Raw genomic sequence first — 24,814 nt, forward strand, 5'->3', positions numbered from 1 at the left:
AAAATATCAGGAAGAGGAAGAACGTAAAGAGGAAAGGGATGGAAAAGATTTTACGCAGATGAACCTTGGAATATAGCCCTTTGGGCTGCTTCTTTAAGCCACCTGCTTTGCAGGTGGTATTTGACTTCTTTCAAAATACCTGTCCATAAACCTGTCAACTTTTTTTGATCGCTGTTTATCATATTTGGTGCGAATGGAAAAATATGTTCCTGATTCGCTTACCTCGTAATTAAGATTATGACCGCCTGGCCCGGAACAGGAAAGCATAAAATAAAGAAGCAGCAGGTTGCAAACAACCAACCCTGAAATTTTTTCATACAGGTTTTTATTTGAATGAATAAAATAAATGCTGGTTAAGTTTCGCCGGGATGTTTAGCTTAAAGACTGGAAAAGCAAAATACGCTTCTTTTAAGCGTTCCGGATAAAATAAGTGATGAATGGTTACAGAAAAATTGTTATCAGGAGTTCTCATTTTGCGGAAAAACACGAACAACCTTTACAAAGCGGCTTCTATAATAATCATTCAAAGGTGTAATGGTTACGCCATCAGCCTTACCTGATGTGGAATGTATAAACAACAGCAGACCGTTTTCGTGCTGAACTACAATACCCATGTGGCCAACTGTATGAGAGCTGCTGTCTGTGCCTGTAAATAAAATCAGGTCAGCGGGTTTTGCTTCACTTATAGAAACTTCATGCGGCACATTGGTAAAATCAGCAGATGAACGTGGCACCTGTATATTAAAATGATTAAAGACGTACGTTATAAATCCCGAACAATCAAATCCTGCAGCAGGATTGCTTGATGCATACAGGTAAGGTATGCCAATCAAAGTTTCTGCGTAGCTTACCAGTTCTGCCGGTTGTGTTTTACCTGTATTGATATATAATTCATTAACAGAATCTATATGAGGATTGTAAACCGAAGTGTCCTGATCTGTTCCTGACCTGATAACGATTGTGTCAGCTTTTGATTTAAATATAACCTGCGATTGTTTGATCTTCAGCAACAATAACGACGAAACGAATATTATTACAAGGCATGATATTGCTATTACATATCGCATAGTTTGCAGAAGTTTCAAAAATCATTCCGTACAGGATAACATACCTCTTCCGCAGAAATAAAGCCAGATTTAACATTAACAAATGGATAATTTCATAACACACCAATTTTAAATTATTTTGCAGATATGAAACGCCCGTATTAAATTTTTATCGTAAAGATTAATGTGTATTCAGGCGTTCCCTGCCGGACAGGCAGGCATCCGACCATTGAAAAAAATAAAAATATACGGATGAAACGCCCATGTAAAATGTATTCAACACACAGGGGAATGTACATCAGGGCGTTCCATGAGACCATTAAAAAAACAAACTTGTACGAATGAAATCTTTTCTTTCAGCGGCAATGATTTTTATTAGTTTGTATGCAGCGGCCCAGCCGTCGTTTATGAATTACCAGGCTAGTTTTCCCCGTGTTAGCGAGGCATTAAACCGTAAGGCAGATACTTTAAAAAAACAACTGGCAGCTGCCGGTTTGCAATGGCCGGTGAAACAAATGTATATCCGTTCTTTTAAATACGACAGCCAACTGGAGGTGTGGGTGCGCAACAGCCAGGGTGAGCCATTTAAATTGTTTAAAACTTATTCTGTGTGTGCATTGGCCGGTACTTTAGGCCCCAAGCGTATGCAGGGAGATTACCAGGTGCCCGAAGGTTTTTATTACATCAACGAGTTTAAGCCTAACAGCAATTATCACATGTCGCTGGGGTTAAATTATCCCAATGCTTCAGACAAGATCGTATGCACTACAAATAGGCTTAACCCGGGCGGCGATATTTATATTCATGGAAGCTGCATAACGGTTGGCTGCATTCCCATTCAGGACCCGCAGATAGAAGAATTATATATCCTGGCTATGAGCGCCAAGAGTAACGGGCAGGACTTTATTCCCGTGCACATTTATCCCATACGTTTCAGTAATCCCAAAAGCATCGCCTATCTTGAAAAGGTAACCAAGGAGCAGCCCGGCCTCCAGGCCTTTGCAGATAAATTGAAAGAAGTGTATGATTATTTTGAGAAGGAAAAAAGGCTGCCTGTGATCTCAATTGACGATAAAGGCAGCTATGTAGTATTGGATTAGGTCAGCATATTTGCATCGCAAATCCATCAGTTGGCGAAGCTGATGTGACGGATAACCGGAAGAACGTGTTCATGCGCCTTTTTTCTTCGGCCAGGCTACTGCCGCGGCCGACCGCAGTACATCCTACACCAGGTTTACTTCAGCGTTCAGCGCTTTATATAAAGCTACTATTTCATGCACTTGTTTAGTGAGCGAATAATTGCATTCAATAAAATTTCTTGCCTGTAAGCTTTCCGTTTTAAATTTTTCAGGATCATTTGCGTAGGCTGCAATCACCTTTGCAATGGCTGTTGCATTAAAGTCGTCAAACTTATAACCAAAGCCATCAAAAGGCAGTTGCTTAATACCGCCCACATTGCCTGCTACAGGCACACAACCGGCGCTCATAGCTTCTATAATCGCCAGTGGCAATCCTTCAAAATCACTGGTGAGTAAAAAAATATTAATCCGTTTAAAAGCGCTTGTTGTATCGCTCAGCATGCCGGGCAATTCAATTTTTCCTTCCATGTTTAAGCATTTTATTCTTGCGCGAAGCATCTCATCATCCGGCCCGTTGCCCACCATTAAAAATTTTATGTTTGGGTTCATCTTATGCACTTCTGCAGCTACTTCGGCCCAGCGGTCAACGCGTTTTTGCGGGCGGAACCTTGCCAGCAGCCCAACCGTGAAATTATGGTTCACATCGTTGTAACAACGATGCACATTCGTGAATTTATCCGTATTAATACCGTTAGGAATAGTAACCGCTTTTTTTGTTTTGAAAAACCAGCCCTTCTGCACCCTGCGCACCACTTCGCCCACTTCATGCGAAACATAAATAAGGCAATCAAAGAAGCCATAGGCCAGGCCGCTGAGGTAATAATTATATTTTGCATAAAAGCTTACAAGATTATGCTCGCTGTAAACAAATTTTGTTTTGCGGTTAAAGAGTTTTGCAGGAATGGTCATCCAGCCTGCTGCGGGCAGGTGTATATGCACCACATCATATTTCCCTGCGATTATATGCTTTAAAAATTTTGCGTATGCAATAAAAAATTTCCAGTTCGATATTTTATAGTAACGAATGGAATTAACGTGGGGCTTTGCTTCTTCCACAAGCCCCAGCTTTTTATGGTCGAGAATATATAGGTCAGATGCAACGTTTTCCTTAAAATATGGATGGGCAAAGCATTCGCGCAGCAACACTTCTGCGCCGCCATAGCTGAATACGCGGATTACGTGGGCTGTTTTTATTTTCTTCATTCACTAAAGTTCAAATGTTCACGGGTTCATAAGTTCACAAGTTGTTTGCTTCACAGGTTAACAATTAAACTTGTAAACCCGTGAACCTGGGAACTAATAATAATTCCCTGTTATTGCAAGTATCTGCTGCCTCGTTTCCTCCGGCACTGCGCTTTTTTCAGAAGCGGGTTGCCTTTCATTGCGGTTATCAACGATCATGTTTTCAAGATAGGCATTTATATGCTTTGATGGCGGCAGCTGCATAAAATCCATCATTTTATGTATAAAGGCTTGGGGGGCCTTTACAAAATCTTCATACCTGCATTCATACACCTTCAAACCCAGCTTATCAATTTCCTGCTGTGCGGTTTCCATCAGCTTTTTGTATTGCAATGCCGTTAGCAATGCGGGTTTGTTTTTAATGGTTTCTGCAAAGGCAATTTCTTCGGGCGTATAAGCGCCGCGCCACCATAATTTATCAATGCCCATGCGTTGCCAGAAGCCCACTTCAAGCCAGGAGCGAACGGTGGCCACGGGCTCACGCACCACATTTACAACTATAGCATCGGGAAAAACGCTCGTTAAATATTCCAGGCGGGCAGGGCCTGTAAACTTCATGATCAGCCTTTTTTTACCCTGGTATTTAACCTGTTTATTTAAGAAGGAGCGAATGCGTTTCACTTCAGCGGGCGTGGCTTTTTCATTCATTAAAAAACTGCGGGAAAAATCTATGCGTTTGCCGGTTATATACTCCCAGAACCTGTACCGCTCAATGGGGTTGAATAATACCAGGTCAATTTTAGACCGGTGCTTCTGCCTTGTATTCTTGTTTACGCCAATATACTTATGAAACTTTCTAAAACGCCAGAGCCTGTTGTTCATAAGCGGCCTTAATAAATTGATCAATGGCGTAAAAATGATTAATTCCTGCCAGTTGGAATGCCAGGCCAGGTCTTCATGCTGAAAAATAATTTCAGACATGATGGTGGTGCCGGAGCGCCCGCTGCCTATGATGATAATGGGCCTGTCAAGATATTTTTCGCCTTCAGCCATTTATTGCAGGTTTAATATAGAAAACCGTCAGGCATTTACAATTTCCATTATTTGCCGTTTGGTTTCAGGTGTTATTTCCGATTTTTCTGAGGCCGCTTTTCTTTCATTACGGTTAGCAATGGATAATGTATGCATGAATTTGTCAACCAGTTCTGATGGCTGCAAATGCAGAAAATCCATCAGCTTTTTTATACATCCTTCCGGATCCTTTACAAATTCCTCATACGAAGTTGAATAAATATCCGGTTGCATTTTTTCAATCTCCTGTTGTGTGGTTTCCATCAGCTTTTTGTATTGAAAAGCGGCAAATAAGAATTTGTTGGAGGATAAAGATTCAGCTTTTTTCAACTCGGCTTCCGTATAAGCGCCCTGCCACCAAAGCTGGTGGATAATTTGTTCTTTCCAGTAAATTTCCATCCAGGAGCGGATCGTTGCTACAGGGTCGCGCCGGATATGCACAAACTGCGCATCAGGAAAAACGCTCATTAAATATTCCATGCGGGACGGGCCGGTAATTTTTATGGCCAGTCTTTTGCGTTTCTGATATTTAACTATCCGCGCAAAAAAACTGCGTATATGTTCGCGTTCTTCCGGCGTAGCTTTTTCATTCAGCAAAAAGCTGCGGGAGAAATCTATGCGCCTGCCTGTAACCGCCTCCCAGAAATCGTACCGTTCAATCGGCCTGAATAAAATATAATTCCGGAATGATTTATTGTTTTGCGTATTCATGCCAATAACCCGCCAATACGTATTGTCAAATAAACGGCGCAGGTAATTGATGGGCGCAAATTTTGGAAACAGCTCCTGCCAGTTGGAATGCCAGGCCAGGTCTTCATGCTGAAAAATGATTTCGGAAATTATGGTTGTGCCGGAACGGCCTGTGCCAAAAATGATAACAGGTTTTTTAAGGAGGTGTTCATATTTCTTTAAAAAATCATTCATGGCTTTGCAGTTTGCTTAAAAGCGCAGTATCGTTTTTCTCAAAATCTTTCCTTAAATCTGAAGCCAGCCTTGCAGAAAAAATAGGAGCGCCTTTATCGTTTAAATGCACATTATCGTAAAAATAATCTTTCTTAAAAAATTCCGGGTTGAAGGAATAATCCAGGTACTCAACATTGTATTTCTTAATGATGGGCATTAGCGCGTCCAATGAAGGCGAAGTGGTAAATTTTTGCACGTAATACGGCGATTGTATTACGATCAGCTTTACATGCTTTGCCTGCAGCATGGTAACGAAGTGCTCAAAATAGTTTTTTGCCGTGGTATCGTAGCTTTCGCCTTTGTCCTGAAAGGCGGGCATATCGCCCTCAACTTTAGAGCCATGAACGGGAAGGTAGCCGTTTTCTTCAAAACGGTTTTTTCTGGCGCCTGTTAAAAGCGGCAGCACCTGCGAATTATACCGCTGCAATACAGATAGCCGGGCTGCAAAAACCTCTTTTGGAAAAAGCGCTTTGCCTATGCGTAAAAAAGAAGTGTCTGTATTAATATGTGGTATCATCAGGCTGGCAAGTATCAGCTTGCTTGCTTCCATGTTGTGGGCTACGGTTTCTTTGGCGGTTATATCAAGAATAACCAGTTTGGGAGCATGTTTGCGCAGCATCTCGCTCATTACAATATCGGCATATAAAATATTGGTTTGCTCCCGGCCTGCATTAAAACAGGTTAATCCAAGTGTATCGGCAAAAACATTGCTTACATAACCATGCACCGCCTTTGAGCTTCCGAAAATATAAACGTCTTCCAATGGCGTATTCATTACATGATTGAAAGCCTGTATATCGGGCGGCGGTTTTCTTTCATATAAATATTGAAAGAATAGCCCGAGGCCCCTGTCGAGCACAAAAAGCAGGGCCGCCAGGATGAATAATTTTTTAAAAAACCGTATAACATGATGTATTTCTTCCCTTGTCATTAACCTGTTGTGTTTTTCTTAGAACTGAAAGTAAATGAACTGGCCCCCGTTAAACACTCCGATCATTAATATAGCGAGTATGGCCAGAAGATAACCGGCATATCTTATTATAACCGAATTATTATTTACAAGCTTTACATGCGGGTAATATTCCTGGAAAAATTCAACTGTCAGCAGCATGCAAACGGCCATCAGGCAATAATAAAAGTTAACAGGAGGCGTGCCTTTAAAAAAATGGCCGCTTTTAAAACTAATGATGGCACCTAATATGTGAAATGCGTCGGTAATGGTAGCAGCCCTGAAAAAAACCAGCATGATGCACCCGATTATTATTGGTATAGTGGTGCCAAGAATAGTCATCCATCTTTTGTTTATAAATTTATGCGGGCGCACTTTATCCTGGAAAATGCGTTCTATTACAATGCTTAAGCCGGCAGACATGCCCCATAAAATATAGGTCCAGTTGGCGCCATGCCACAAACCGCTCAGCGTAAAGATCAATACCACATAACTGAGCAATTTAAGCCGGTTTCGCCTTGCTTTTTTTGCCAGCGGCGTGTAAACATAATCCCTGAACCAGGTATAAAGCGAAATATGCCACCGGTACCATTTGTCGGCAAAACTTCTGCCAAACAATGGCCTTCTGAAATTTTCCATCAGGTTATAACCCATTACGCGGGCGCTGCCGATAGCTATGTCGGAATAGCCGGAAAAATCGCAGTATATCTGCACGTAAAAAAACATGCCGGCTGTAAATAATGTTAAGCCGCTATGATGATAAGGATTGCTGAAAACTGTATTTACATAAATGCCCAGCCGGTCTGCCACCACCAGTTTTTTAAAAAATCCCCATAATATAATTTTTAATCCGGCAACCACACGTTCATATTCAAATTTTTTGGGTTCATAAAACTGGTGAATCATGTTTTGCGGGCGCTCAATGGGGCCTGCCACCAGTTGCGGATAAAACATTACATACAAAGCATATATGCCGAAATTCCGCTCGGATCGCTGATTGCCCCGGTAAACTTCTATCGTATAGCTCATGGCCTGGAAGGTGTGAAACGACAAACCTATGGGCAGCATAAAACTGATGTCCTGAAAGGGGCTCGTAAAATTAAAAAGCTTTAAAAGCAGGGATATGTTATCATTAATAAAATTGAAGTATTTGAAAAATCCAAGTATGCCTATATTAGAAGCTATGCTTAACCATAAAAATAATTTCCTTTTTCTGCCTTCGCTTTTTTCAATGAGGATGCCTGCGAAATAATCAATAATGATCGTAAAGCCCAATACCAAAATATATATGGGCAGAAACGACATATAAAAGTAACAACTGCTTATAAGCAGCAACAGCCACCTGTATTTATGAGGCAGCAGGAAAAAAAGTGATGTTACAATGATAAAAAACCCGACAAATGCCAAAGAATTAAATAACATGTAAAGGCAGCTGTTTTTCGCAATGATACCAATTTATCCCCGTAAACAGTAAATTCTGGTATCATGCATGCAGCCGGGTAAAAAAATTATTTGATGATATTATACGTTAACCAATAGAAATATGTTCTTCCCGGGTTATTTATGGTTCCTGGAATTTATTTTTCGCAAAACAAATATCTTTGTTTAGTATCCTGTTTAAACCAGGCAATTAACTATGAAACCACGCTTAACCACCAACGTTGCAGAAGATGCTAATGTTATTCCTGTATATGTCAACGCCGGACAGGGAGAGGAGGCTTTTGAAACCATTCAACAGTCCATTCATGAAAAATCATTCCAGCTTTTTCTTAAACGGGTGTTCGATATTATTGCAGCATTGACGCTCATTATACTTTTTGCCCCGGTATTGATAACGGTAGCGCTTCTTATAAAATGCACGTCCAGGGGCCCGGTGTTGTATAGTAAAGACAGGGTGGGTTATGGCGGTGTACATTTTAAATGCCATAAATTCCGCTCAATGATTGCAGACCATAGTGGAAAACGCCATGAGCAGAAATGCCACCTGGAAAAAGCTGAAAAAGGTGTGCTGCATAAAGATAAAAATGATTTGCGGGTAACGTGGATCGGGAAAATTATAAGAAGAACAAGTATAGATGAGCTGCCCCAGCTTTTTAATGTACTGCTGGGCGATATGAGCATTGTAGGCCCCAGGCCGCTGGTGCCTTTTATGCTGGTGCCTTATCCTGAATTTAAAGAAGTGCGTTGCCTTGTGCGCCCTGGCATAACGGGTTTATGGCAGATAAGGGACCGTGCGAATAATACGAGTGCAGCATACATGATATCGCACGATACACAATATATTGCAGATTATACCTTTCTTCTTGATATGAAGATACTCATGCAAACGCCTATCGTCGTGTTGTCGGGCAAGGGGGCGTATTAACCGGCTCCTGCCTCAAACTTTCCGGTACTTGTATAATTTTCCGGCCGCCCCCGGTAGCGGCTCTACAGGTGAACTTGAAATATACCGTGTGGGAGAATGCATTGTACTAAAATTTATATTTGTTAATGGTGGAAAAAGACTTCGTGATTGTGGGCGCCGGGCTAACGGGCAGCACCATTGCACGCTTTCTGGCCGATCATAACCAGGACGTAATTATTCTTGACAGAAAAGATCACCCTGCCGGTAATGTGTACGATTACCGGCATGAATGCGGCGCCATGGTACATAAATACGGCCCCCACTATTTCAGGTGCGGTTCTGAAAAAATATGGAATTTCCTAAACCGCTTTACCGCTTTTTATAACTGGCCTGCTACCATACGGTCAAAAGTTGATGGGGCCTGTCTCAACTGGCCGGTAACCCGGGATTATATTGAGAAGATCGCCGGTAAAAACTGGGAAAAAGGCCTGTTTAAGGGCGATCCATCCAACTTTGAGGAAGCCTGTCTCGCAAAAATGCCCCGGCAGTTATATGAATTGTTTGTAAAGGGATATACAGAAAAGCAGTGGGGCGTAAAAGCAGCCAGCCTTGATAAAGAGCTTGCTGTAAGAATTACCATTAATAAACCCAATATTCAAACGCTTACGCCCGGTTATAAATGGAATGCGCTTCCGCGCAATGGTTATACGGAAATGGTGCGCAATATGATTGACGGCATTCCTTTGCAGCTTAAAACAGATTACCTGCAGAACAGAAATACAGTGGTGGCTAAAAAGATGCTGGTATTTACAGGCCCCATTGATGAGTTTTTTGATTATAAATACGGCAAACTGAAATATCGTGGGCAAAACCGGCATATAGAATATCTGGAAAACACAGAACAATACCAGCCCTGCATACAGGTAAATTACCCCAATATTGAAGACCCGCGCATAAGAACCATTGAATGGAAGCATTTAATGCATCCTGATGAAAAGGATGATGTGAAAGGAACATTGCTTACCCATGAAACGCCTTTTACACCGGAAGACCCGGTGAACTTTGAATATCCTTTTCCTGACAGGGAAAACAAACAATTATATGAACAGTATAAGGCCGAAAGCCAAAAGCTGCACAATGTGCTTATTTGCGGAAGGCTTGGCGAATACAGGTATTATGATATGGACCAGGCAGTGGGCCGGGCCATGAAACTGGCTTATGAAATACTTGAAAGATTTTGAGATACCTTCCGGGGAGCAAGCCTGATTCAGTCAAACAAAGTTTGTATGCCATGTGAAATCTTAAACTCATGATGCAGCAGCCACTTTTTGCGCCATACACCGCCTGCATATCCCACCAGGCTTTTGTCGCTGCCAATAACGCGATGACAGGGAATGATAATGCCGATCTTATTTTTCCCGTTGGTAGCCGCTACGGCGCGTATAGCTTTTTCATCGCCAACAAGACGGCTCAGCTCAAGATAAGAAATGGTTTTGCCATAAGGTATCTGTAATAATTCGCCCCAAACCTTCTGCTGGAAAAAAGTGCCGGTCTGGTGAACAGGAATATCAAACTCTTTGCGCTTGCCGCTGAAAAATTCTATTAATTGTTCCGTGCACTGATGCATCACTTCACTTATGCCCGGCTCGCCATGTTTCATTTGTTCCGGCTTATCAATAAACGATAGCTCGGCAATGTAATGGTCTGTGCCCGCAATTTTTATCATGCCAATCGGGCTTTGATAATATGTGTAGTAGAGCTCTTCCATCTATCTTAATAGTTCATAATTTACGGCTCACAGCTTGCAGCTCGTAGCTCACAGCTTCTCTATCCCACCTGCATCCCGTTTTTTATTTTCCGTTCCGGCTGCAGCAGCACCACATTATTGTTTTCATCATACACGCCAAGCACCAGGCATTCACTGAAAAAATTCGCTACTTGTTTTACGGGAAAATTTACAATGGCCGCAACCTGTTTGTTTTTTAAATCTTCTTTTGCATAATGATGTGTTATTTGGGCCGATGATTTCTTTATGCCCAGCTCGCCAAAATCAATCGTTAGCTGGTAGGCCGGCTTTCTTGCATTTGGAAAATCAAGCGCTTCTGTAATGGTGCCGCAGCGTATATCTATCTTTTCAAAATCTTCCCAGCTTATCATATTTTGTTATTAGTGAATTTTGTTTATAATTTGTACCTATAAACCGGTTTGTAAATTAATAACAAAAAAATAATCTTTATGAAAAGACATGCAACGGCCGTTTGGAACGGTTCAGGAAAAGAAGGAAATGGCACAGTAACCACGCAAAGCGGCACATTAAGCAATACGCAGTATTCTTATAAATCAAGGTTTGAAGAAGGTACAGGCACAAACCCGGAAGAATTGATTGCGGCTGCACATGCCGGTTGCTTTACCATGAAATTAAGTTTTGTATTGGGGGAGGCCGGTTTTACGCCGGAAAGCCTTGAAACCACTTCCAGTATTAATTTTGAGAATGGGGCGCTTACAGCCTCGCATCTCGTTGTAAAAGGCAAAGTGCCGGGCATAAGCAAGGAGAAGTTTGCTGAATGCGTAAAGAATGCGGAAGAAAATTGCCCCATCAGCAAGGTGCTGAACCTGAAAATTTCATCTGAAGCAACGCTGGAAGCTTAACCATTGTTTGTAACCTGTTTTATTAATTCAATCAATCTCATTGCATGAGGATTATAGGGTGTGTTATTGCTGCTGTTATAACAATTGCGCTCATTTATTTTTTAGACAGCCAGCAAACTTTGCACGGCAGCAAAACGCCCCGTTTTGGCTTATTCCTTTCGCCGCAAAAGGGCTTCTGGCAAAATGCCGAACCTGCAAATGAAACGTTTAATGAGGAGATCAGTTTCCCGCAATTGCAGGGCAAAACAGTGGTTTATTTTGATGAGAGGCTGGTGCCGCATGTGTATGCTGACAATGAAAATGACGCCTGGTTTGCGCAGGGCTACCTGCATGCAAAATTCAGGCTGTGGCAAATGGAATTTCAAATGTATGCTGCCGGCGGAAGGCTGAGCGAGATAATGGGCGATTCTGCCAGCGGCACCAGCTTTTTAAAGGTTGATAAATTCTTCAGGCGGCTGGGAATGGTGTATGCGGCAGAAAAAGCCCTGCATGCCATAGAAAGCAATCCGCAAATGAAAGCGGCCTGCGATGCATATACAGCCGGTGTAAACGCTTACATAGGCACGCTGCGGGAAAAAGATTATCCTTTAGAGTATAAACTGCTTAATTATAAACCTGAACCCTGGACGAACCTTAAATCGGCATTGCTTTCAAAATATATGGCTTATGATCTTGCGGGTTATGAAGAAGATTTTGAAAGAACGAATGTAAAATCAATCCTTACCAAAGCGCAATATGAGGCATTGTTCCCGTACATACAGGATTCGATGCAGCCGGTTATAACAACACCGCTGCCTAAATTAAATGCATTGAAATTTTCAGCGCCGCCTGCCACGGCCGATTCTTTATACTTTAATTTTAAAACGGCAGCAGCGCCTGAAAGCCCCGCTATAAAGCCCGATAAAGATAATGGCAGCAATAACTGGGCTGTCGCCGGCAGCAAAACAAAAAGCGGCAGGCCTATTTTATGCAATGATCCGCATTTGGGCTTAAACCTCCCCTCGCTTTGGTACGAAATGCAGATATCAACGCCGGCATTTAATGCTTACGGCGTTTCGCTGGCTGGCGCACCAAATATGCTGATAGGCTTTAATGAAAATGCAGCCTGGGGCTTAACCAATGCGGAACGGGATGTAAAAGATTATTATGAAGTGAAATTTCGCGACAGCACCATGCAGGAATATTGGTTTAACGGCAACTGGCGCAAAGCAGAAATACGCAATGAGGTAATTAAGATAAGAAACAAGCCGGATGATACGGAACGTATTGCCATTACTGTTTGGGGGCCGGTAATGTACGACCCGCACTATCCTGATAAACTGCACACCGGTAAATATTACGTCCTGCACTGGCAGGCGCATGAGGAAAGCGATGATCTTGCCTGCATTCTGAAACTGGTAAGGGCTAAAAATTATAATGATTATCTTGATGCTGTTTCTACATTTAGTTGCCCGGGGCAAAATTTTGTTTTTGCAGATAAAAGCGGGGATATTGCCATTCGCCAGGCGGGAAAATTTCCTGCATTATGGTACAGGCAGGGCGATTTTATTATGCCGGGCGCCGACAGCAGCTATGCCTGGCAGCGCTACATTCCCGACAGCCTGGAAATGGCCGTGCATAACCCCGAAAGGGGGTTTGTAAGCAGCGCCAACCAATCTGCCTACGATGTGCGAACATATCCTTTTTATATGCCCGGCTTCTATTCCTTATACAGAAGCTGGCTTATTAACCGTTATTTATCATCTATGCAAAACATTACAACAGATGATATGGAAAAGCTGCAGAACAATGAGTATAATCTGCTGGCGGAAAAAGCCCTTCCGCTATTGCTGAAACAGGTTGATTATGCCAGGCTGAATGATAAGGAAAAACGATACCTGTCAATAGTGGCATCATGGAATTTAATGAGTGATGCAGTATCAGAAGGCGCTACTGTTTTTGGCCTGTGGATGGATAGCTGTATAGGCAAAATATATGATGATGAGCTTCACCAGGTTTCTTTGCCTGTGCCGCCTGTAGAACCGCCCACCTTAGTAAAAAGTATGTTGAAGGATTCTGTGGCCCTGTTTGCAGATAATATCAATACGCCACAGAAAGAAACATTAAAAGACGATGTTACGGAAGCGTTTAAAAGCATTATACCGGCATTGGAAAAAGCAAAGCGTGATAATGCACTGGCCTGGGGCAAGTTTAAAGACGGCGGTATAAACCATTTGCTTAAGATAGCAGCCTTCAGCAGGCTGCATATAAATGCAGGCGGTGGCGAAAACATCATTAATGCGCTCAAAAAAAATCATGGGCCAAGCTGGAGAATGGTGGTTGAATTAACGGATGATATCAATGCGTATGGCGTTTATCCCGGCGGGCAAAGCGGCAACCCCGGAAGCAGATATTACGACAACTTTATTGATACATGGGTGGCCGGAAAATATTATCACATAAAACTGTACAGCAAAAATGATATTGCCGGGAAAAAAGATAACCTGGGCAGGATGGTTTTTGAAAAATAAAGGATAATTTAACCGGGACGATTTTGATTATAGACATTTAATTTTTTAATGAATATGAAGTTTGTAGTTGTGGTTGCACTTACGGCATTGCTGGGTTATGCAGCGCCATTGTATTTTACCTGGTGGAGCTTTGCGGTTACTTCATTTGTGATAGCATTGCTTATTCATCAAAAAGCGCTTGCTGCCTTCCTGGCCACATTCCTCGGTTTATTTTTGTTATGGGCAGTGATGGCGCTTATCATTGACGGCGCGAATGACCATTTGCTCTCTCAGAAAATTGCAACGCTATTGCCCCTGGGCGGCTCATCGTTCCTGCTGATTTTTGTAACGGCATTTACAGGCGGCCTTGTTTCAGGCTTCGCCGGATTAACGGGCAGTTTTGTGCGCAGGCCTGCTGACTAACCGGAGCGCCAGGCGGGTCACCTCGCCTTTATTACTTTCTTTGCAAAGCGTTAATTCCGCCGGCAAGCTGTTCTTTTATCCCGTTATTTGCGGCGAATATTATTCCTGTGGCAAAAATTCTCGATATTGTTTCTTACAAAATACTGCCCGCGCAAATGGGCGGGCAAAAAGGCATTGCCATCTTCTGCAAATATCTTGGCGGCCCAAACGATCTCACTGTTGTTTCTGTAGAAGATAACGATGTAAGCCTTGCTGACACTTATACCATGGTACCGCTTTTCAGCAAAGAGCAAAGGAGGTATATAAACCCGTTTTATGTTTTGCGCATTAAAAAAATAATAAAACAAAAGGGCATAAAAAATGTTATTACCGAACATCCGTATATGGCCTGGATGGGATGGATTTTAAAGAAAAGCCTCGGTGTAAGATGGTTTGTTCATACCCATAATATAGAATATGAGCGCTTCAGAACGATCGGCAAATGGTGGCATGGCTTTTTAAAGATTTATGAAACCGCAGTTTACAGAAAGGCCGATAAAGTGTTCTTCAAAACCAGGGAAGACATTCAGTTTGCCATAGCCGGCAACATGGTGAAAAAAGAAAACGCCGTGCTTGTGCCTTTTGGGATTGATATTGATAAAATGCCGGCTGGCAAGCAGGCCGTAAAGGAAACCATATATCAAAAGCATAACATACCGGCTGATGCGACCCTGCTTTTTTTCAATGGCACGCTGGATTACAAACCTAACCTTGACGCCCTTTTATTTATATTGAATGAATTAAATCCCTTATTGCTTAAAGTGCCGTCTTTTAATTACCGTTTTCTTATATGCGGAAGAGGCTTGCCGGCTTCGTACAATGCCCTTGGGAGTTACGCTGATAAGAATATTGTATATGCGGGCTTTGTAGATGATGTATATGCTTATTTTAAAGCGGCTGATATTTTCATAAACCCTGTTATAACCGGCGGTGGCGTTAAAACAAAAATTGTGGAAGCCATGGGTTATGGCGTAACTGTAGTATCCTGCGCATCCGGCGCTGCGGGCATAGAGCTTTCCGTTTGCGGGGAGAAAATTAAGATTGTGAATGACAAGGATGCTGTAGCTTTCGTTCATGAAATAACCCATAATAAAAGCATGCATGCTGATACGCCGCAGGAATATTATGATTATTATGCCTGGCGCAACATTGTAAAGAAGCTTCAGCCTTTATTTAAGGATTAGCTGTATGAATAAATTTCAGAAAAACAAAAAAAATATTTGCGAATGGATTGATATTTGTAAAACATTTTTACCTTACAATCCATTTATATAAAAGAAAAATTCACATCATGGCAAAAGCAAATAAAAAGGCTATAAAGAAGGCAGCGCCAAAGAAAGCTGCCAAGAAGGCCGCTCCTAAAAAAGCTGTAAAGAAAGCAGCGCCAAAAAAGGCAATAAAAAAAGCGACATTAAAGAAGGCTGCCAAGAAAGCCACTCCTAAAAAAGTGGCGAAGAAGGCTGCTCCAAAGAAGACTGTAAAGAAAGCAGCGCCAAAGAAAACTGCTAAGAAAGCCGCTCCTAAAAAAATAGCCAAGAAAGCAACGCCAAAGAAGGCTGCCAAGAAAGCCACTCCCAAAAAGGCCGTAAAGAAAGCAGCGCCAAAGAAAGCTGCAGCAGCACCTCCGCAACCTGAATTGCCTCCGGTAACTACCGATGTGCAGCCGGCACCTGAAGCACCAGCACCCACACCCGAAGATGCTGGTACAGAAAGTGTATCTTAAAGCATTACAAGAGGCTGTCTCAAAAGTCGAGTCAACCTCTTTTTTATTCGGATACCTTGATGGAGAAAGTTTTCGTTTAAGCGATTCTCAAAGCCTTCAGTTTACTTTTGAGACTTCCTCTTTTTTATTTTAAAGGTATTTTTTTATCCCTGTGTGTTAAGCTATAAAAAAGCCTAACGCGCTGCCAGCGAATTTCTCTTTTAATCTTTAAGGGTACAACCTGCAGGCCCTTTATTACATTTGTAAAAATGAAATATAAATTACTTGGCAGAAGCGGTTTGAAAGTATCCGAATTATGCCTTGGCACAATGGGTTTTGGAACAGAAAATGGCTGGGGCGCAGATAAAGAAACCAGCTTTGCCATAATGGAAAAATATGCCGGGGCCGGCGGTAATTTTTTAGATACCGCAAACATATATAAGCTTGGCGCCAGTGAAAAAATAATTGGTGAGTTTACACATGCCTGCGACCGGGATTATTTTGTTATAGCAACAAAGTATTCTTTGCATGATAACAAAACCAACCCCAATGCCAGCGGCAATAACCGCAAGAATATGATGCGCAGTGTGGAAGAAAGCCTGAAGCGCCTGCAAACAGATTTTATTGATGTGCTGTATTTGCATATATGGGATGATCTTACACCCATTGATGAAGTGTTACGCGGCCTGGATGACCTTATAAAGCAAGGCAAGGTAAACTATGCTGCTATAAGCGATACACCAGCATGGGTGGTTGCCCGGGGAAACACGATGGCAGAATTAATGGGCTGGAACCGGTTTATTGCATTGCAGGTTGAATACAGCTTATTGCAGCGCACGCCTGAACGTGAATTGCTGCCTGTGGCAAAACATTTTGGTATGACGGTTACACCCTGGGCGCCGCTGGCGGGCGGTGCATTAACCGGCAAGTATTTGCGCGGCGATCCCGGAAGAATAAAAGAGGGCAGTAACCGGCTGGATGAAAACAGCCGGCGCATTACAAAAGAAGTGATGGCAATTGCCGAAAAATTAGACGTTGAGCCAGCGCATGTTGCTTTGAAATGGACGATGCAGCAACCGCTTTCTGTAATCCCGATTGTTGGGGCAACAAAGCTTTCACAGCTTGAGCAGAATTTAAAAACGGTTGATGTTACTATTCCCGGAGAATATATGCAGCGCCTTGATGAAGCAAGCGCGATTGATTTAGGTTTCCCGATGAAGTTTTTTAAAGAAGATAATGTTCGGTTAAATACGTATGGCGGCTTTTATGATAAAATTGAAAAGCGCAATTAAGCATCTGGCGCCGATGCACGGAAATTCTGAAGGCCCTTCTAATCATCTCATGAATTGCATGCATTTCCGGAGCTTTAAAATAACGTGAGTTCGGGATAAGAAATTGAAATGCTGATTGGATATTATGTTGTTGAGTTTTGTTATGAAGTTGAGTCGTCACCTCGGGGACAGGAGAGGTCTCATGATTTTTTTGCTGGCTGCATTTCGAGAGATTTCTCCTATCGTGGAAATGATGGGCATACTGCATATTATCCCGAACTCACGCTAAAATATTAACTTTCTTGTACTAATGACTTATAACGAATTTTTACTAACCATTAAAAATGCTGAAGTGCCTCCTTCAGCGCTGCCGCTATATATAGAGGCTTTGTGGTGGGATGCCAGGGGAAACTGGGATAAAGCACATGCTTTGATTGATTCGCTGGATGATAAAAATTCCTGCCGGGTGCACGCTTACCTGCACAGGAAAGAAGGAGATATCTGGAATGCAGATTACTGGTACAGGCGTGCCCATGCGCAAAGGCCTGCCGTTAGTTTGGATGAGGAATGGGAAAACCTGGCGGCAAACTTTCTGCAATAACCACTGAACAAGTATGCAATCGAGGCCGGGTTAATATGATGGTTCTACAACGGCCGTATTGTAATGCCTTTCGCCGTGCTCATTATGCTCAAAATCGCCGTGCCACAGCATCATCAGCATGGTAAATACAAATGCAGTAACAAAACCTGTAAAAAGCACTACGGTAAATTTTTTTGGATCGCTTGGAGAAGTATGTCCAGACATATTTTTTGGTTTGATGATTATCTGCCCAAAAATAATAAATCATAATGAAACATTATAAATGTCCTGTGGTGAAGCAGCCTGGGCGAAGCCATAATAGTGGAAGCGCCCTGTGTGAAAAACCGGCTTTTTTACTTCAGATTTTTCAAATACGCTCCATAGCCGCTTTTGAAATAATAATCTGCCAGCTTTAAAAGCTGTGTACGGTCTATAAAGCCCATTCTGTAAGCCACTTCTTCAATGCAGCCTACTTTTTGGCTCTGGCGTTTTTCAATCACCCTTACAAACTCAGAGGCATCGCTTAATGAATCGAATGTGCCGGTATCGAGCCAGGCCACGCCGCGGTTCATTACGCCCACATGCAGGCGGCCCTGTTCCAGGTACACTTTGTTTACATCGGTGATCTCGTACTCACCGCGTGGCGATGGTTTTATATTCTTTGCAATGCTGATGACTTCATTGTCATAAAAATATAAACCCGGAACAGCATAATTCGATTTGGGCTGCTTGGGCTTTTCTTCGATGGATAAAGCTTTTAAATGCGCATCAAACTCAACCACGCCGTAGCGTTCAGGGTCATTCACTTCATAAGCGAAGATAGCTGCGCCTTCCACATCATTGAAGGATTGCACCAGTTTGCTAAAGCCTGACCCATAAAAAATATTATCCCCTAATATCAGGGCCACTTTTTCGCTGCCAATAAATTCTTCGCCAATAATAAAAGCCTGCGCCAGGCCATTGGGCTGTTCCTGCACTGCATAAGAGAAATGGCAGCCAAGTTCTTCTCCTGTGCCTAACAGCCTTTTAAATTGCGCGGCATCATCCGGTGTGGTGATAATTAAAACTTCCCTGACGCCTGCCAGCATTAAAACCGACAGCGGGTAATAGATCATGGGCTTATCATATACCGGCATGATCTGCTTGCTGATGCCTTTTGTGATAGGGTAGAGGCGTGTGCCGGAACCGCCGGCCAGTATAATTCCTTTCATTTGTGTTTGTAAGTTTAAACGTTTACAGGTTCACAGGTTCACGCGTTATTAACTACGGTAAATGTGTAAACATATAAACCATGAATTATGTTTTATTGATAATGGTAAATGTTTATAAACGATGCAAAACATCGGCCAGTAAAAAATTGTTTTTATCTTTTTCCGAAAGTATAATATCTGCTTTGGGCAATTGCCAGTTGATGTTTAACTGCGGGTCGTTATACAAAATCCCAAGCTCGGATTCTTTATTGTAAAAATTATCGCATTTGTAAAAGAAAACAGCCGTATCGCTCAATACCACAAAGCCATGGGCAAAGCCGCGCGGAATGTATAATTGTTTGTGGTTGTCGCCCGTAAGCTCAATGGAAAAGGCCTTGCCGAATGAGGGAGAATATTTTCTCAGGTCAACGGCAACATCGAGTACTTTGCCGCTTAAAACCCGCACCAGTTTTGCCTGTGCATGCTCGCCTGTTTGCGCATGCAGGCCACGCAATACGCCACGTGTGGAAGATGATTGATTGTCCTGTACAAAGGGTGTATTTACACCGGTAAGCTCAGTGAATTTTTGTGCATTAAAGCTTTCGAAAAAATAGCCACGGCTGTCTGCAAAAACCGTGTCGTGAATAATATAGCAGTCTTGTAAAGGGGTGGCTTCTATTTGCATTAAAAGAATTAAAATTAGTGCGGTATAAATTTTAAAAAAGCGAAAACGGCTCCTAACTGGGTAACCCAAAAAACAAATGCCCAAAGAATCATTTTGGTTTCTGTCTGGGCGATTTTTAATTCCAGCTTTGCAATGTCTTCCTTAGTGGCAAGTATATCCTTTTTAGCATCAAAACTATTGTTTACTTCATCTTTGATAAGTGAAACAAATTCTTCCGCTTCCTTTTCACCAAACTTGTTTTTATGCAAATTATATAAACGTACGTCTGATATGTTTAAGGATTCTGCCATCCATGCAAAGATAAATTATTTACCTGTTGCTGTATTGTTCTGTATAATAGTTCTGATATTCGCCGCTGGTAACATGCTTCAGCCATTCTTCGTTCTGCAAATACCAGTCAATAGTTTTGCTTAAGCCTTCTTCAAAGGTTACGGAAGGCTTCCAGCCAAGCTCTTTATTAATTTTTGTGGCATCAATAGCATAGCGCAAATCGTGGCCCGGCCTGTCTTTCACATACGTAATAAGCTGTTCGCTTTCGCCTGCCTCGCGGCCTAATTTCTCATCCATCAGCTTGCAAAGCAGTTTTACCAGGTCAATATTCTTCCATTCGTTAAAACCGCCCACATTATAATGCTCCCCGTTTCTTCCTTCATGAAAAACAAGGTCAATGGCTCTTGCATGATCTATAACATACAACCAGTCTCTTGTATTCTCCCCTTTGCCATATACAGGCAAGGGCTTTTTATTGATGATGTTATTGATGAATAAAGGAATGAGCTTTTCGGGAAAATGATTGGGGCCATAATTATTGGAACAGTTGGTAACTACAAATGATATATGGAATGTTTCGCCATAAGCCCGCACGAAATGATCGGAAGAAGCCTTGCTGGCTGAATAAGGTGAGTTGGGTGAATATGCTGTTTCTTCAGTAAAGAAACCTGTATCACCCAAAGTGCCATACACTTCATCGGTAGATACATGATGAAAACGGTGTTTACTGAGCTCATCTTTCCAGTAATTTTTTGCAGCCGTTAAGAGATTTACCGTGCCCACAATATTGGTATAAATAAAATCCATTGGCGATAAAATAGAGCGGTCAACATGGCTTTCTGCGGCCAGGTGAATGACATCGGTAATATCGTGCTGCTCAAAGATTTCCTGTAAAACATCAGGCTCTAAAATATTGGCATGTTCAAATATATAGTTTGGTGCATGCTCAATGTCTTTTAAATTTTCAAGATTGCCTGCATAAGTAAGTGCATCGAGGTTTACAATTTTATAATCAGGATATTTGTTTACAAATAGCCGTACTACATGTGAGCCGATGAAACCGGCGCCGCCGGTGATGAGGATGTGTTTAGACATGGGGGCAAACTTAAAATTATTATTAGATTTTTCTTGCTGAAATAAGAAAGCCTGATTATTTATTTTTTTAAACCACCAATAATGATTATACAGGATACGCTTACTATTGCGCCATTATCTTTTCTACGCTTTGCGCATAAACAAAATCGGGGCGCAGTGGAAGGTCTTTAAATATGTTATAAATGATATTGCTTGATGGGAACACTACCACCCAAACGGTTGCAAAAAATATGACCGCATCAACCGCCAGGGATTTTCTTTTATTATACCAAAGTTCAAGCTCGCCTTTATAAGGTGCGATATAAGCGCTGTAAAACTGGTGTGGCGGCAATTTGGCATTTGATATCAATGATTCTTCATCCCTGAAAACAATAGAGCCAATACCTGTAATGCCTGGTTTGGATGCGTAAATTTTATCCCTCATTTCAGCAGGATAAGCATTAAAAGTTGCATCAACCAGCGGCCGTGGCCCAACAAAGCTCATATCGCCTTTTAGAACATTAAGTATTTGCGGCAATTCGTTTAGCTTTGTTTTTCTCAAAAACTTACCCATTGGGGTAAGCCTTGGGTCGTTTTTTACCGTTATGCTTCCTGTTAGCATATTCGGACTGTTTTTAAGCATGGTTGCAAATTTTATAATATGGAAATACCGGTTATGCCATCCTATTCTTTTCTGGTAATAAAAAATTTCTCCTTCGCCGGTTAAGCGTAAAAGAATAATTAAGGGCACAAACAAAGGCAGTAACAGAACTAAAACAGTAATTGAAAAAGCTATATCAATCAAGCGCTTTATAAACAAATACATAATTACATTTTTTGATCGAGGTTCATTCCTGTTTCTATATGCTTAAAGCCAGGCAAAAGTTTATGTAATAAAGCAATCACATCCTGCTTTCCGGCCTTTAAAGAAAATAATGCTTCAACCTGGCGGATGATATTATTCAGCGTCGCCTTATCTTTTCTTTCTGCATTTTTAATAACGCCTAAACAAGAAAATTTATCCAGGTCTAATTCTTCATCGGCCGTATAAAACTCTTCATATAATTTTTCACCGGATGTTTCGCTTGCAAAAAAATAAACAGGATATTTTTTTTCTTTGATAAGGTACACTTTTTCACGCGCTTCATTTTCTGTTATACAAATTTCCGGTTCAAAACCTAACTCTTTGATAAACCCAACAGCTATATCTGAAAAATTAACCATCTCATCTTCACTTAGCCTGGGAAAGAATATATCGCCTGATTTCCCCAACACGCAGGCCAGCAAACACAATTCCCCGGCTTCCTGCGGCGATACGAAAAAACGTTTTACATCGCTCGGGCATGATAATGGCTGTTGCTTCATTACCCTTTCTAAAAAGCCGGCGAGCAAGCTGCCGTTTGAGAACGCAACATTGGCAAATCTTGCCGTGGTAATAGTAAAATCGTTTGAGTAAGCCAGTACTACCTCTTCCATTAGTTTTTTGCTGGCGCCCATGATGTTCACCGGGTTAGCCGCCTTATCCGTTGATACACAAAAAAAATGTTGTGGTGGCTGTTGAACCAATACATCCAGCAAACTTTTTGCATGCAACACATTGTTCTCAATCATGGCTTCAATAGAGAACACATCTTTCTCGCTGCGCACATGCTTATGGGCAGCAAAATTGGCTACAATATTAAACGGCGCTTCCGTTTCAAAAATCTTTTTAAAGATACCTGAGCCGAAGTTTAATGGATAAAATTTAAAGTATTCAGGCAGTTTTATTGTGCTCGAACTGCGGCAATCTCTCACCAGTTCAGTAAGCCCATTTTCATTTATATCAATCACAACCAGCTTGCCGGGACTGTAGGCAAGGAGTGCCTTAATAAAGCTGGAACCAATAGTGCCGGCGCCGCCGATAACCAAAACAGATTTATTCTTTATCTCTTTTTCAAGATCATTTTTAAATTTTTCAAGATCATTTTTAAAAAAGCTCTCCTGCCGGTGTATTATTTTTTCTTTGATGAATGCTTCTGTATTAAAAATTGTATTCATAATTTATGTAAGCGTTTATACCAGTTCACCATTGTAGCTATGCCTTCTTTTGGATGGTAAGGCGGAATGAAATTTAGCATATTATTGGTTTGCACATTATCAACAACCAGCGATTGAAAGAGGCGTTTATATAAAGCGGGTCTTATTTTTTTCAAAAGATACCGCAAACCAGGAGGCAGGCTAACCAAAGATGTGTTGTTTTTAAAAGCCTTTTGCATGTAAGCCAACAATTCGTCTGTTGATAAAGCTTTATCATCTGCCGGCAAAAAAACGCCGGCCTTTTGTTGCCGGCAGATGGCAAATATCAATTCAATTAAATTATCAATAAATACCATGCTGCGTTTATTGCCGGCTTTTGCAAAAGGCAATGGTATATTTTTACTGCAGAGGTTTAACATGCGCAACATATTACCTTTTACGCCTGCGCCATATACCAATGGCGGGCGTACTATAGCAACTTTTATTTCAGGCTGCAGGCTTTGTAAATATTCTTCTGCCTGCAGCTTGCTTTTTCCATAGGCATCAGTGGGTTGGCAGGGTGAATTTTCATTCAAAATAATATCAGTTTCATCGCCGTAAACTTTAAGTGTACTGATGTAAATGAAATGCGGAATATGTTTTTGAACTGCTTTGTCTGCCAGCTTTTTGGTTAGTGTGTAATTAATATCGTAATAAGCCTGTTCGTTTATTTTTTTCATTTCATGGGCTTTGCCTGCAAGGTGAATGATAACATCTGCACCATTTAAATCAGGTGTGGAAATTTCTTTATTTCTCAATGACAATGTTTTTACACCAAATTCCGGCTGCGCCATTTCAACCAGCCTGCTGCCGATAAACCCGCCTGCACCTGTAACTAAAATATTCACTATGATTGCTTTAACTGGTCAAGTGTTAACCTGTTAATTTTTCTTCTTTCAGCATCAAAAAACCAACCCCATTTATTGAAATAGTATAGCGCTGATTTAAGGTAAATGCCAAAAACCTTTAGATTTTTGAACGATTTTCTTTCATGATGATGATAGATGTGCGCATACGGATAAAACACAGATTTATATGACGACGATATAATACGCCGTACGATATCAATATCTTCGGTGTACATAAAAATTTTTTCATCGAATAAGCCGGCTTTCTTTAAAGCCCCGGTATTGAAAATTAAAAAGCAGCCTGAAAGAAATGGTACGTTCATTATTTTGTTATACCCTGATTGTTTCAACCTGAAAACATCCTGGCTTTTTTTAAAAGCGAAGGGTAAAAAGCGAATTACAAAAAAATCAAAAGGACGTGGCAGCAGTTTGGCCAGGTATTGAACAGAATTATCAGGATATAAAACTTTTGGCATAACAACACCAACATTATTGTGGGCTTGCATGTAATGTAAAAGCTCCGGTAAAATAGCAGCGTCAAAACTTACATCCGGGTTCAATACAAGATGATACGCGGAGGTTTCAATAATCTTTTTTATGGCAACATTATGCCCTGCACCAAAACCAATGTTTGCACCATTAAATATGTATTCAATCCTTTTATCCTTTATATAAGCGGCAAGCTTTGTTTGCAATTCGCGGGTTGGCGAATTATCAACTAAATAAAGTTTTACTTTTAATGTTGTTTTTAAAAATGATTCAATGGCCTGTTTAACCAGGTCATCATTTTTGTATAAAACTATTGAAGCAGTAAGTTGGTATTCGTTCATTAATTGCTTAATAAT

Annotated in this window: 28 protein-coding genes; 10 read left to right on the top strand and 18 right to left on the bottom strand. The window is 41.5% G+C overall.

The window, feature by feature from the left end; genetic code table 11:
• Positions 1–93 precede the first annotated feature (93 nt).
• Both QM629_RS05580 and QM629_RS05585 read right to left on the bottom strand, forming a co-directional pair.
• A complete protein-coding gene (locus QM629_RS05580; protein ID WP_415158046.1) occupies positions 94–300 on the bottom strand; it encodes a hypothetical protein in 207 nt (68 codons plus the stop codon).
• 158 nt (positions 301–458) lie between these two features.
• A complete protein-coding gene (locus tag QM629_RS05585; protein WP_415158048.1) occupies positions 459–1,067 on the bottom strand; it encodes a C40 family peptidase in 609 nt (202 codons plus the stop codon).
• Positions 1,068–1,387: 320 nt separating this feature from the next.
• On the opposite strand from QM629_RS05585, the gene QM629_RS05590 reads away from it, so the two are divergent.
• Positions 1,388–2,146 (top strand): L,D-transpeptidase family protein, encoded by a 759-nt coding sequence (locus QM629_RS05590; RefSeq protein WP_415158050.1) that lies wholly within the window; start codon positions 1,388–1,390, stop codon positions 2,144–2,146.
• A gap of 123 nt (positions 2,147–2,269) precedes the next feature.
• Here QM629_RS05590 and QM629_RS05595 read toward each other — a convergent pair whose 3' ends face one another.
• The 5 genes from QM629_RS05595 to QM629_RS05615 all read right to left on the bottom strand — a co-directional run bounded on the left by QM629_RS05595 (position 2,270) and on the right by QM629_RS05615 (position 7,772).
• Positions 2,270–3,388 (bottom strand): glycosyltransferase, encoded by a 1,119-nt coding sequence (locus QM629_RS05595; protein ID WP_415158052.1) that lies wholly within the window; start codon positions 3,386–3,388, stop codon positions 2,270–2,272.
• A gap of 93 nt (positions 3,389–3,481) precedes the next feature.
• On the bottom strand, positions 3,482–4,420 hold the full coding sequence (locus QM629_RS05600; protein WP_415158054.1) for a sulfotransferase: 939 nt from the start codon (positions 4,418–4,420) through the stop codon (positions 3,482–3,484).
• 27 nt (positions 4,421–4,447) lie between these two features.
• Positions 4,448–5,362 carry a sulfotransferase gene (locus tag QM629_RS05605; protein WP_415158056.1) on the bottom strand — a complete coding sequence of 305 codons (915 nt, stop codon included), beginning with the start codon at positions 5,360–5,362 and terminating at the stop codon, positions 4,448–4,450.
• Positions 5,355–6,332 (bottom strand): hypothetical protein, encoded by a 978-nt coding sequence (locus QM629_RS05610; protein WP_415158057.1) that lies wholly within the window; start codon positions 6,330–6,332, stop codon positions 5,355–5,357. The genes QM629_RS05605 and QM629_RS05610 overlap by 8 nt, the downstream gene beginning before the upstream one ends.
• An 18-nt stretch (positions 6,333–6,350) precedes the next feature.
• Complete coding sequence (locus QM629_RS05615; protein WP_415158058.1) at positions 6,351–7,772, bottom strand: MBOAT family O-acyltransferase; 1,422 nt, start codon at positions 7,770–7,772, stop codon at positions 6,351–6,353.
• A 214-nt stretch (positions 7,773–7,986) separates the two neighbouring features.
• Between QM629_RS05615 and QM629_RS05620 the strand changes: the two genes are divergently transcribed.
• Together QM629_RS05620 and QM629_RS05625 are read left to right on the top strand one after the other, a co-directional pair.
• Complete coding sequence (locus QM629_RS05620) at positions 7,987–8,715, top strand: sugar transferase (RefSeq protein WP_415158059.1); 729 nt, start codon at positions 7,987–7,989, stop codon at positions 8,713–8,715.
• 125 nt (positions 8,716–8,840) lie between these two features.
• Entirely contained in the window at positions 8,841–9,935 is a 1,095-nt protein-coding gene (locus QM629_RS05625) for an FAD-dependent oxidoreductase (protein ID WP_415158061.1), read from the top strand.
• A 26-nt stretch (positions 9,936–9,961) separates the two neighbouring features.
• Here QM629_RS05625 and QM629_RS05630 read toward each other — a convergent pair whose 3' ends face one another.
• On the bottom strand, positions 9,962–10,462 hold the full coding sequence (locus tag QM629_RS05630; RefSeq protein ID WP_415158063.1) for a methylated-DNA--[protein]-cysteine S-methyltransferase: 501 nt from the start codon (positions 10,460–10,462) through the stop codon (positions 9,962–9,964).
• A 59-nt stretch (positions 10,463–10,521) separates the two neighbouring features.
• A complete protein-coding gene (locus tag QM629_RS05635) occupies positions 10,522–10,851 on the bottom strand; it encodes a tRNA-binding protein (protein ID WP_415158065.1) in 330 nt (109 codons plus the stop codon).
• Positions 10,852–10,929: 78 nt separating this feature from the next.
• Between QM629_RS05635 and QM629_RS05640 the strand changes: the two genes are divergently transcribed.
• From QM629_RS05640 to QM629_RS05670, 7 genes are all read left to right on the top strand, one after another.
• Complete coding sequence (locus QM629_RS05640; RefSeq protein ID WP_415158067.1) at positions 10,930–11,343, top strand: OsmC family protein; 414 nt, start codon at positions 10,930–10,932, stop codon at positions 11,341–11,343.
• 44 nt (positions 11,344–11,387) lie between these two features.
• Complete coding sequence (locus QM629_RS05645) at positions 11,388–13,853, top strand: penicillin acylase family protein (protein ID WP_415158069.1); 2,466 nt, start codon at positions 11,388–11,390, stop codon at positions 13,851–13,853.
• A 54-nt stretch (positions 13,854–13,907) separates the two neighbouring features.
• The gene (locus QM629_RS05650; protein ID WP_415158071.1) at positions 13,908–14,255 is read left to right on the top strand and encodes a hypothetical protein; all 348 of its coding nucleotides are present in this window, start codon (positions 13,908–13,910) and stop codon (positions 14,253–14,255) included.
• 107 nt (positions 14,256–14,362) lie between these two features.
• A complete protein-coding gene (locus QM629_RS05655) occupies positions 14,363–15,478 on the top strand; it encodes a glycosyltransferase family 4 protein (protein WP_415158073.1) in 1,116 nt (371 codons plus the stop codon).
• 107 nt (positions 15,479–15,585) lie between these two features.
• Positions 15,586–16,017, top strand: a complete 432-nt coding sequence (locus QM629_RS05660) for a hypothetical protein (protein WP_415158075.1) — start codon at positions 15,586–15,588, stop codon at positions 16,015–16,017.
• Between the two features lie 248 nt (positions 16,018–16,265).
• The gene (locus QM629_RS05665) at positions 16,266–17,288 is read left to right on the top strand and encodes an aldo/keto reductase (RefSeq protein WP_415158077.1); all 1,023 of its coding nucleotides are present in this window, start codon (positions 16,266–16,268) and stop codon (positions 17,286–17,288) included.
• A 289-nt stretch (positions 17,289–17,577) separates the two neighbouring features.
• Positions 17,578–17,868, top strand: coding sequence for a hypothetical protein (locus tag QM629_RS05670; RefSeq protein WP_415158079.1), 291 nt, complete (start codon positions 17,578–17,580; stop codon positions 17,866–17,868).
• 30 nt (positions 17,869–17,898) lie between these two features.
• On the opposite strand, the gene QM629_RS05675 is transcribed toward QM629_RS05670, so the two are convergent.
• The 9 genes from QM629_RS05675 to QM629_RS05715 form a co-directional block, all read right to left on the bottom strand.
• Positions 17,899–18,072: a hypothetical protein gene (locus QM629_RS05675; protein WP_415158081.1), complete on the bottom strand. Its 174-nt coding sequence runs from the start codon at positions 18,070–18,072 to the stop codon at positions 17,899–17,901.
• A 128-nt stretch (positions 18,073–18,200) separates the two neighbouring features.
• On the bottom strand, positions 18,201–19,058 hold the full coding sequence (rfbA, locus tag QM629_RS05680) for a glucose-1-phosphate thymidylyltransferase RfbA (RefSeq protein ID WP_415158083.1): 858 nt from the start codon (positions 19,056–19,058) through the stop codon (positions 18,201–18,203).
• Positions 19,059–19,170: 112 nt separating this feature from the next.
• On the bottom strand, positions 19,171–19,722 hold the full coding sequence (gene rfbC / locus QM629_RS05685) for a dTDP-4-dehydrorhamnose 3,5-epimerase (RefSeq protein ID WP_415158085.1): 552 nt from the start codon (positions 19,720–19,722) through the stop codon (positions 19,171–19,173).
• Between the two features lie 14 nt (positions 19,723–19,736).
• On the bottom strand, positions 19,737–20,012 hold the full coding sequence (locus tag QM629_RS05690; RefSeq protein WP_415158087.1) for a hypothetical protein: 276 nt from the start codon (positions 20,010–20,012) through the stop codon (positions 19,737–19,739).
• 19 nt (positions 20,013–20,031) lie between these two features.
• Complete coding sequence (gene rfbB / locus QM629_RS05695) at positions 20,032–21,087, bottom strand: dTDP-glucose 4,6-dehydratase (RefSeq protein WP_415158089.1); 1,056 nt, start codon at positions 21,085–21,087, stop codon at positions 20,032–20,034.
• A 103-nt stretch (positions 21,088–21,190) separates the two neighbouring features.
• On the bottom strand, positions 21,191–21,892 hold the full coding sequence (locus QM629_RS05700) for a sugar transferase (protein ID WP_415158091.1): 702 nt from the start codon (positions 21,890–21,892) through the stop codon (positions 21,191–21,193).
• A 2-nt stretch (positions 21,893–21,894) separates the two neighbouring features.
• Positions 21,895–23,103, bottom strand: a complete 1,209-nt coding sequence (locus QM629_RS05705) for a polysaccharide biosynthesis protein (protein WP_415158093.1) — start codon at positions 23,101–23,103, stop codon at positions 21,895–21,897.
• Positions 23,100–23,969, bottom strand: coding sequence for an NAD-dependent epimerase/dehydratase family protein (locus QM629_RS05710; protein ID WP_415158095.1), 870 nt, complete (start codon positions 23,967–23,969; stop codon positions 23,100–23,102). The genes QM629_RS05705 and QM629_RS05710 overlap by 4 nt, the downstream gene beginning before the upstream one ends.
• A complete protein-coding gene (locus tag QM629_RS05715; protein WP_415158097.1) occupies positions 23,969–24,799 on the bottom strand; it encodes a glycosyltransferase family 2 protein in 831 nt (276 codons plus the stop codon). The genes QM629_RS05710 and QM629_RS05715 overlap by 1 nt, the downstream gene beginning before the upstream one ends.
• Between the last annotated feature and the right edge of the window lie 15 nt (positions 24,800–24,814).

Source organism: Parafilimonas sp. (genome assembly GCF_047606085.1).
Classification (GTDB): Bacteria; Bacteroidota; Bacteroidia; order Chitinophagales; family Chitinophagaceae; genus Parafilimonas.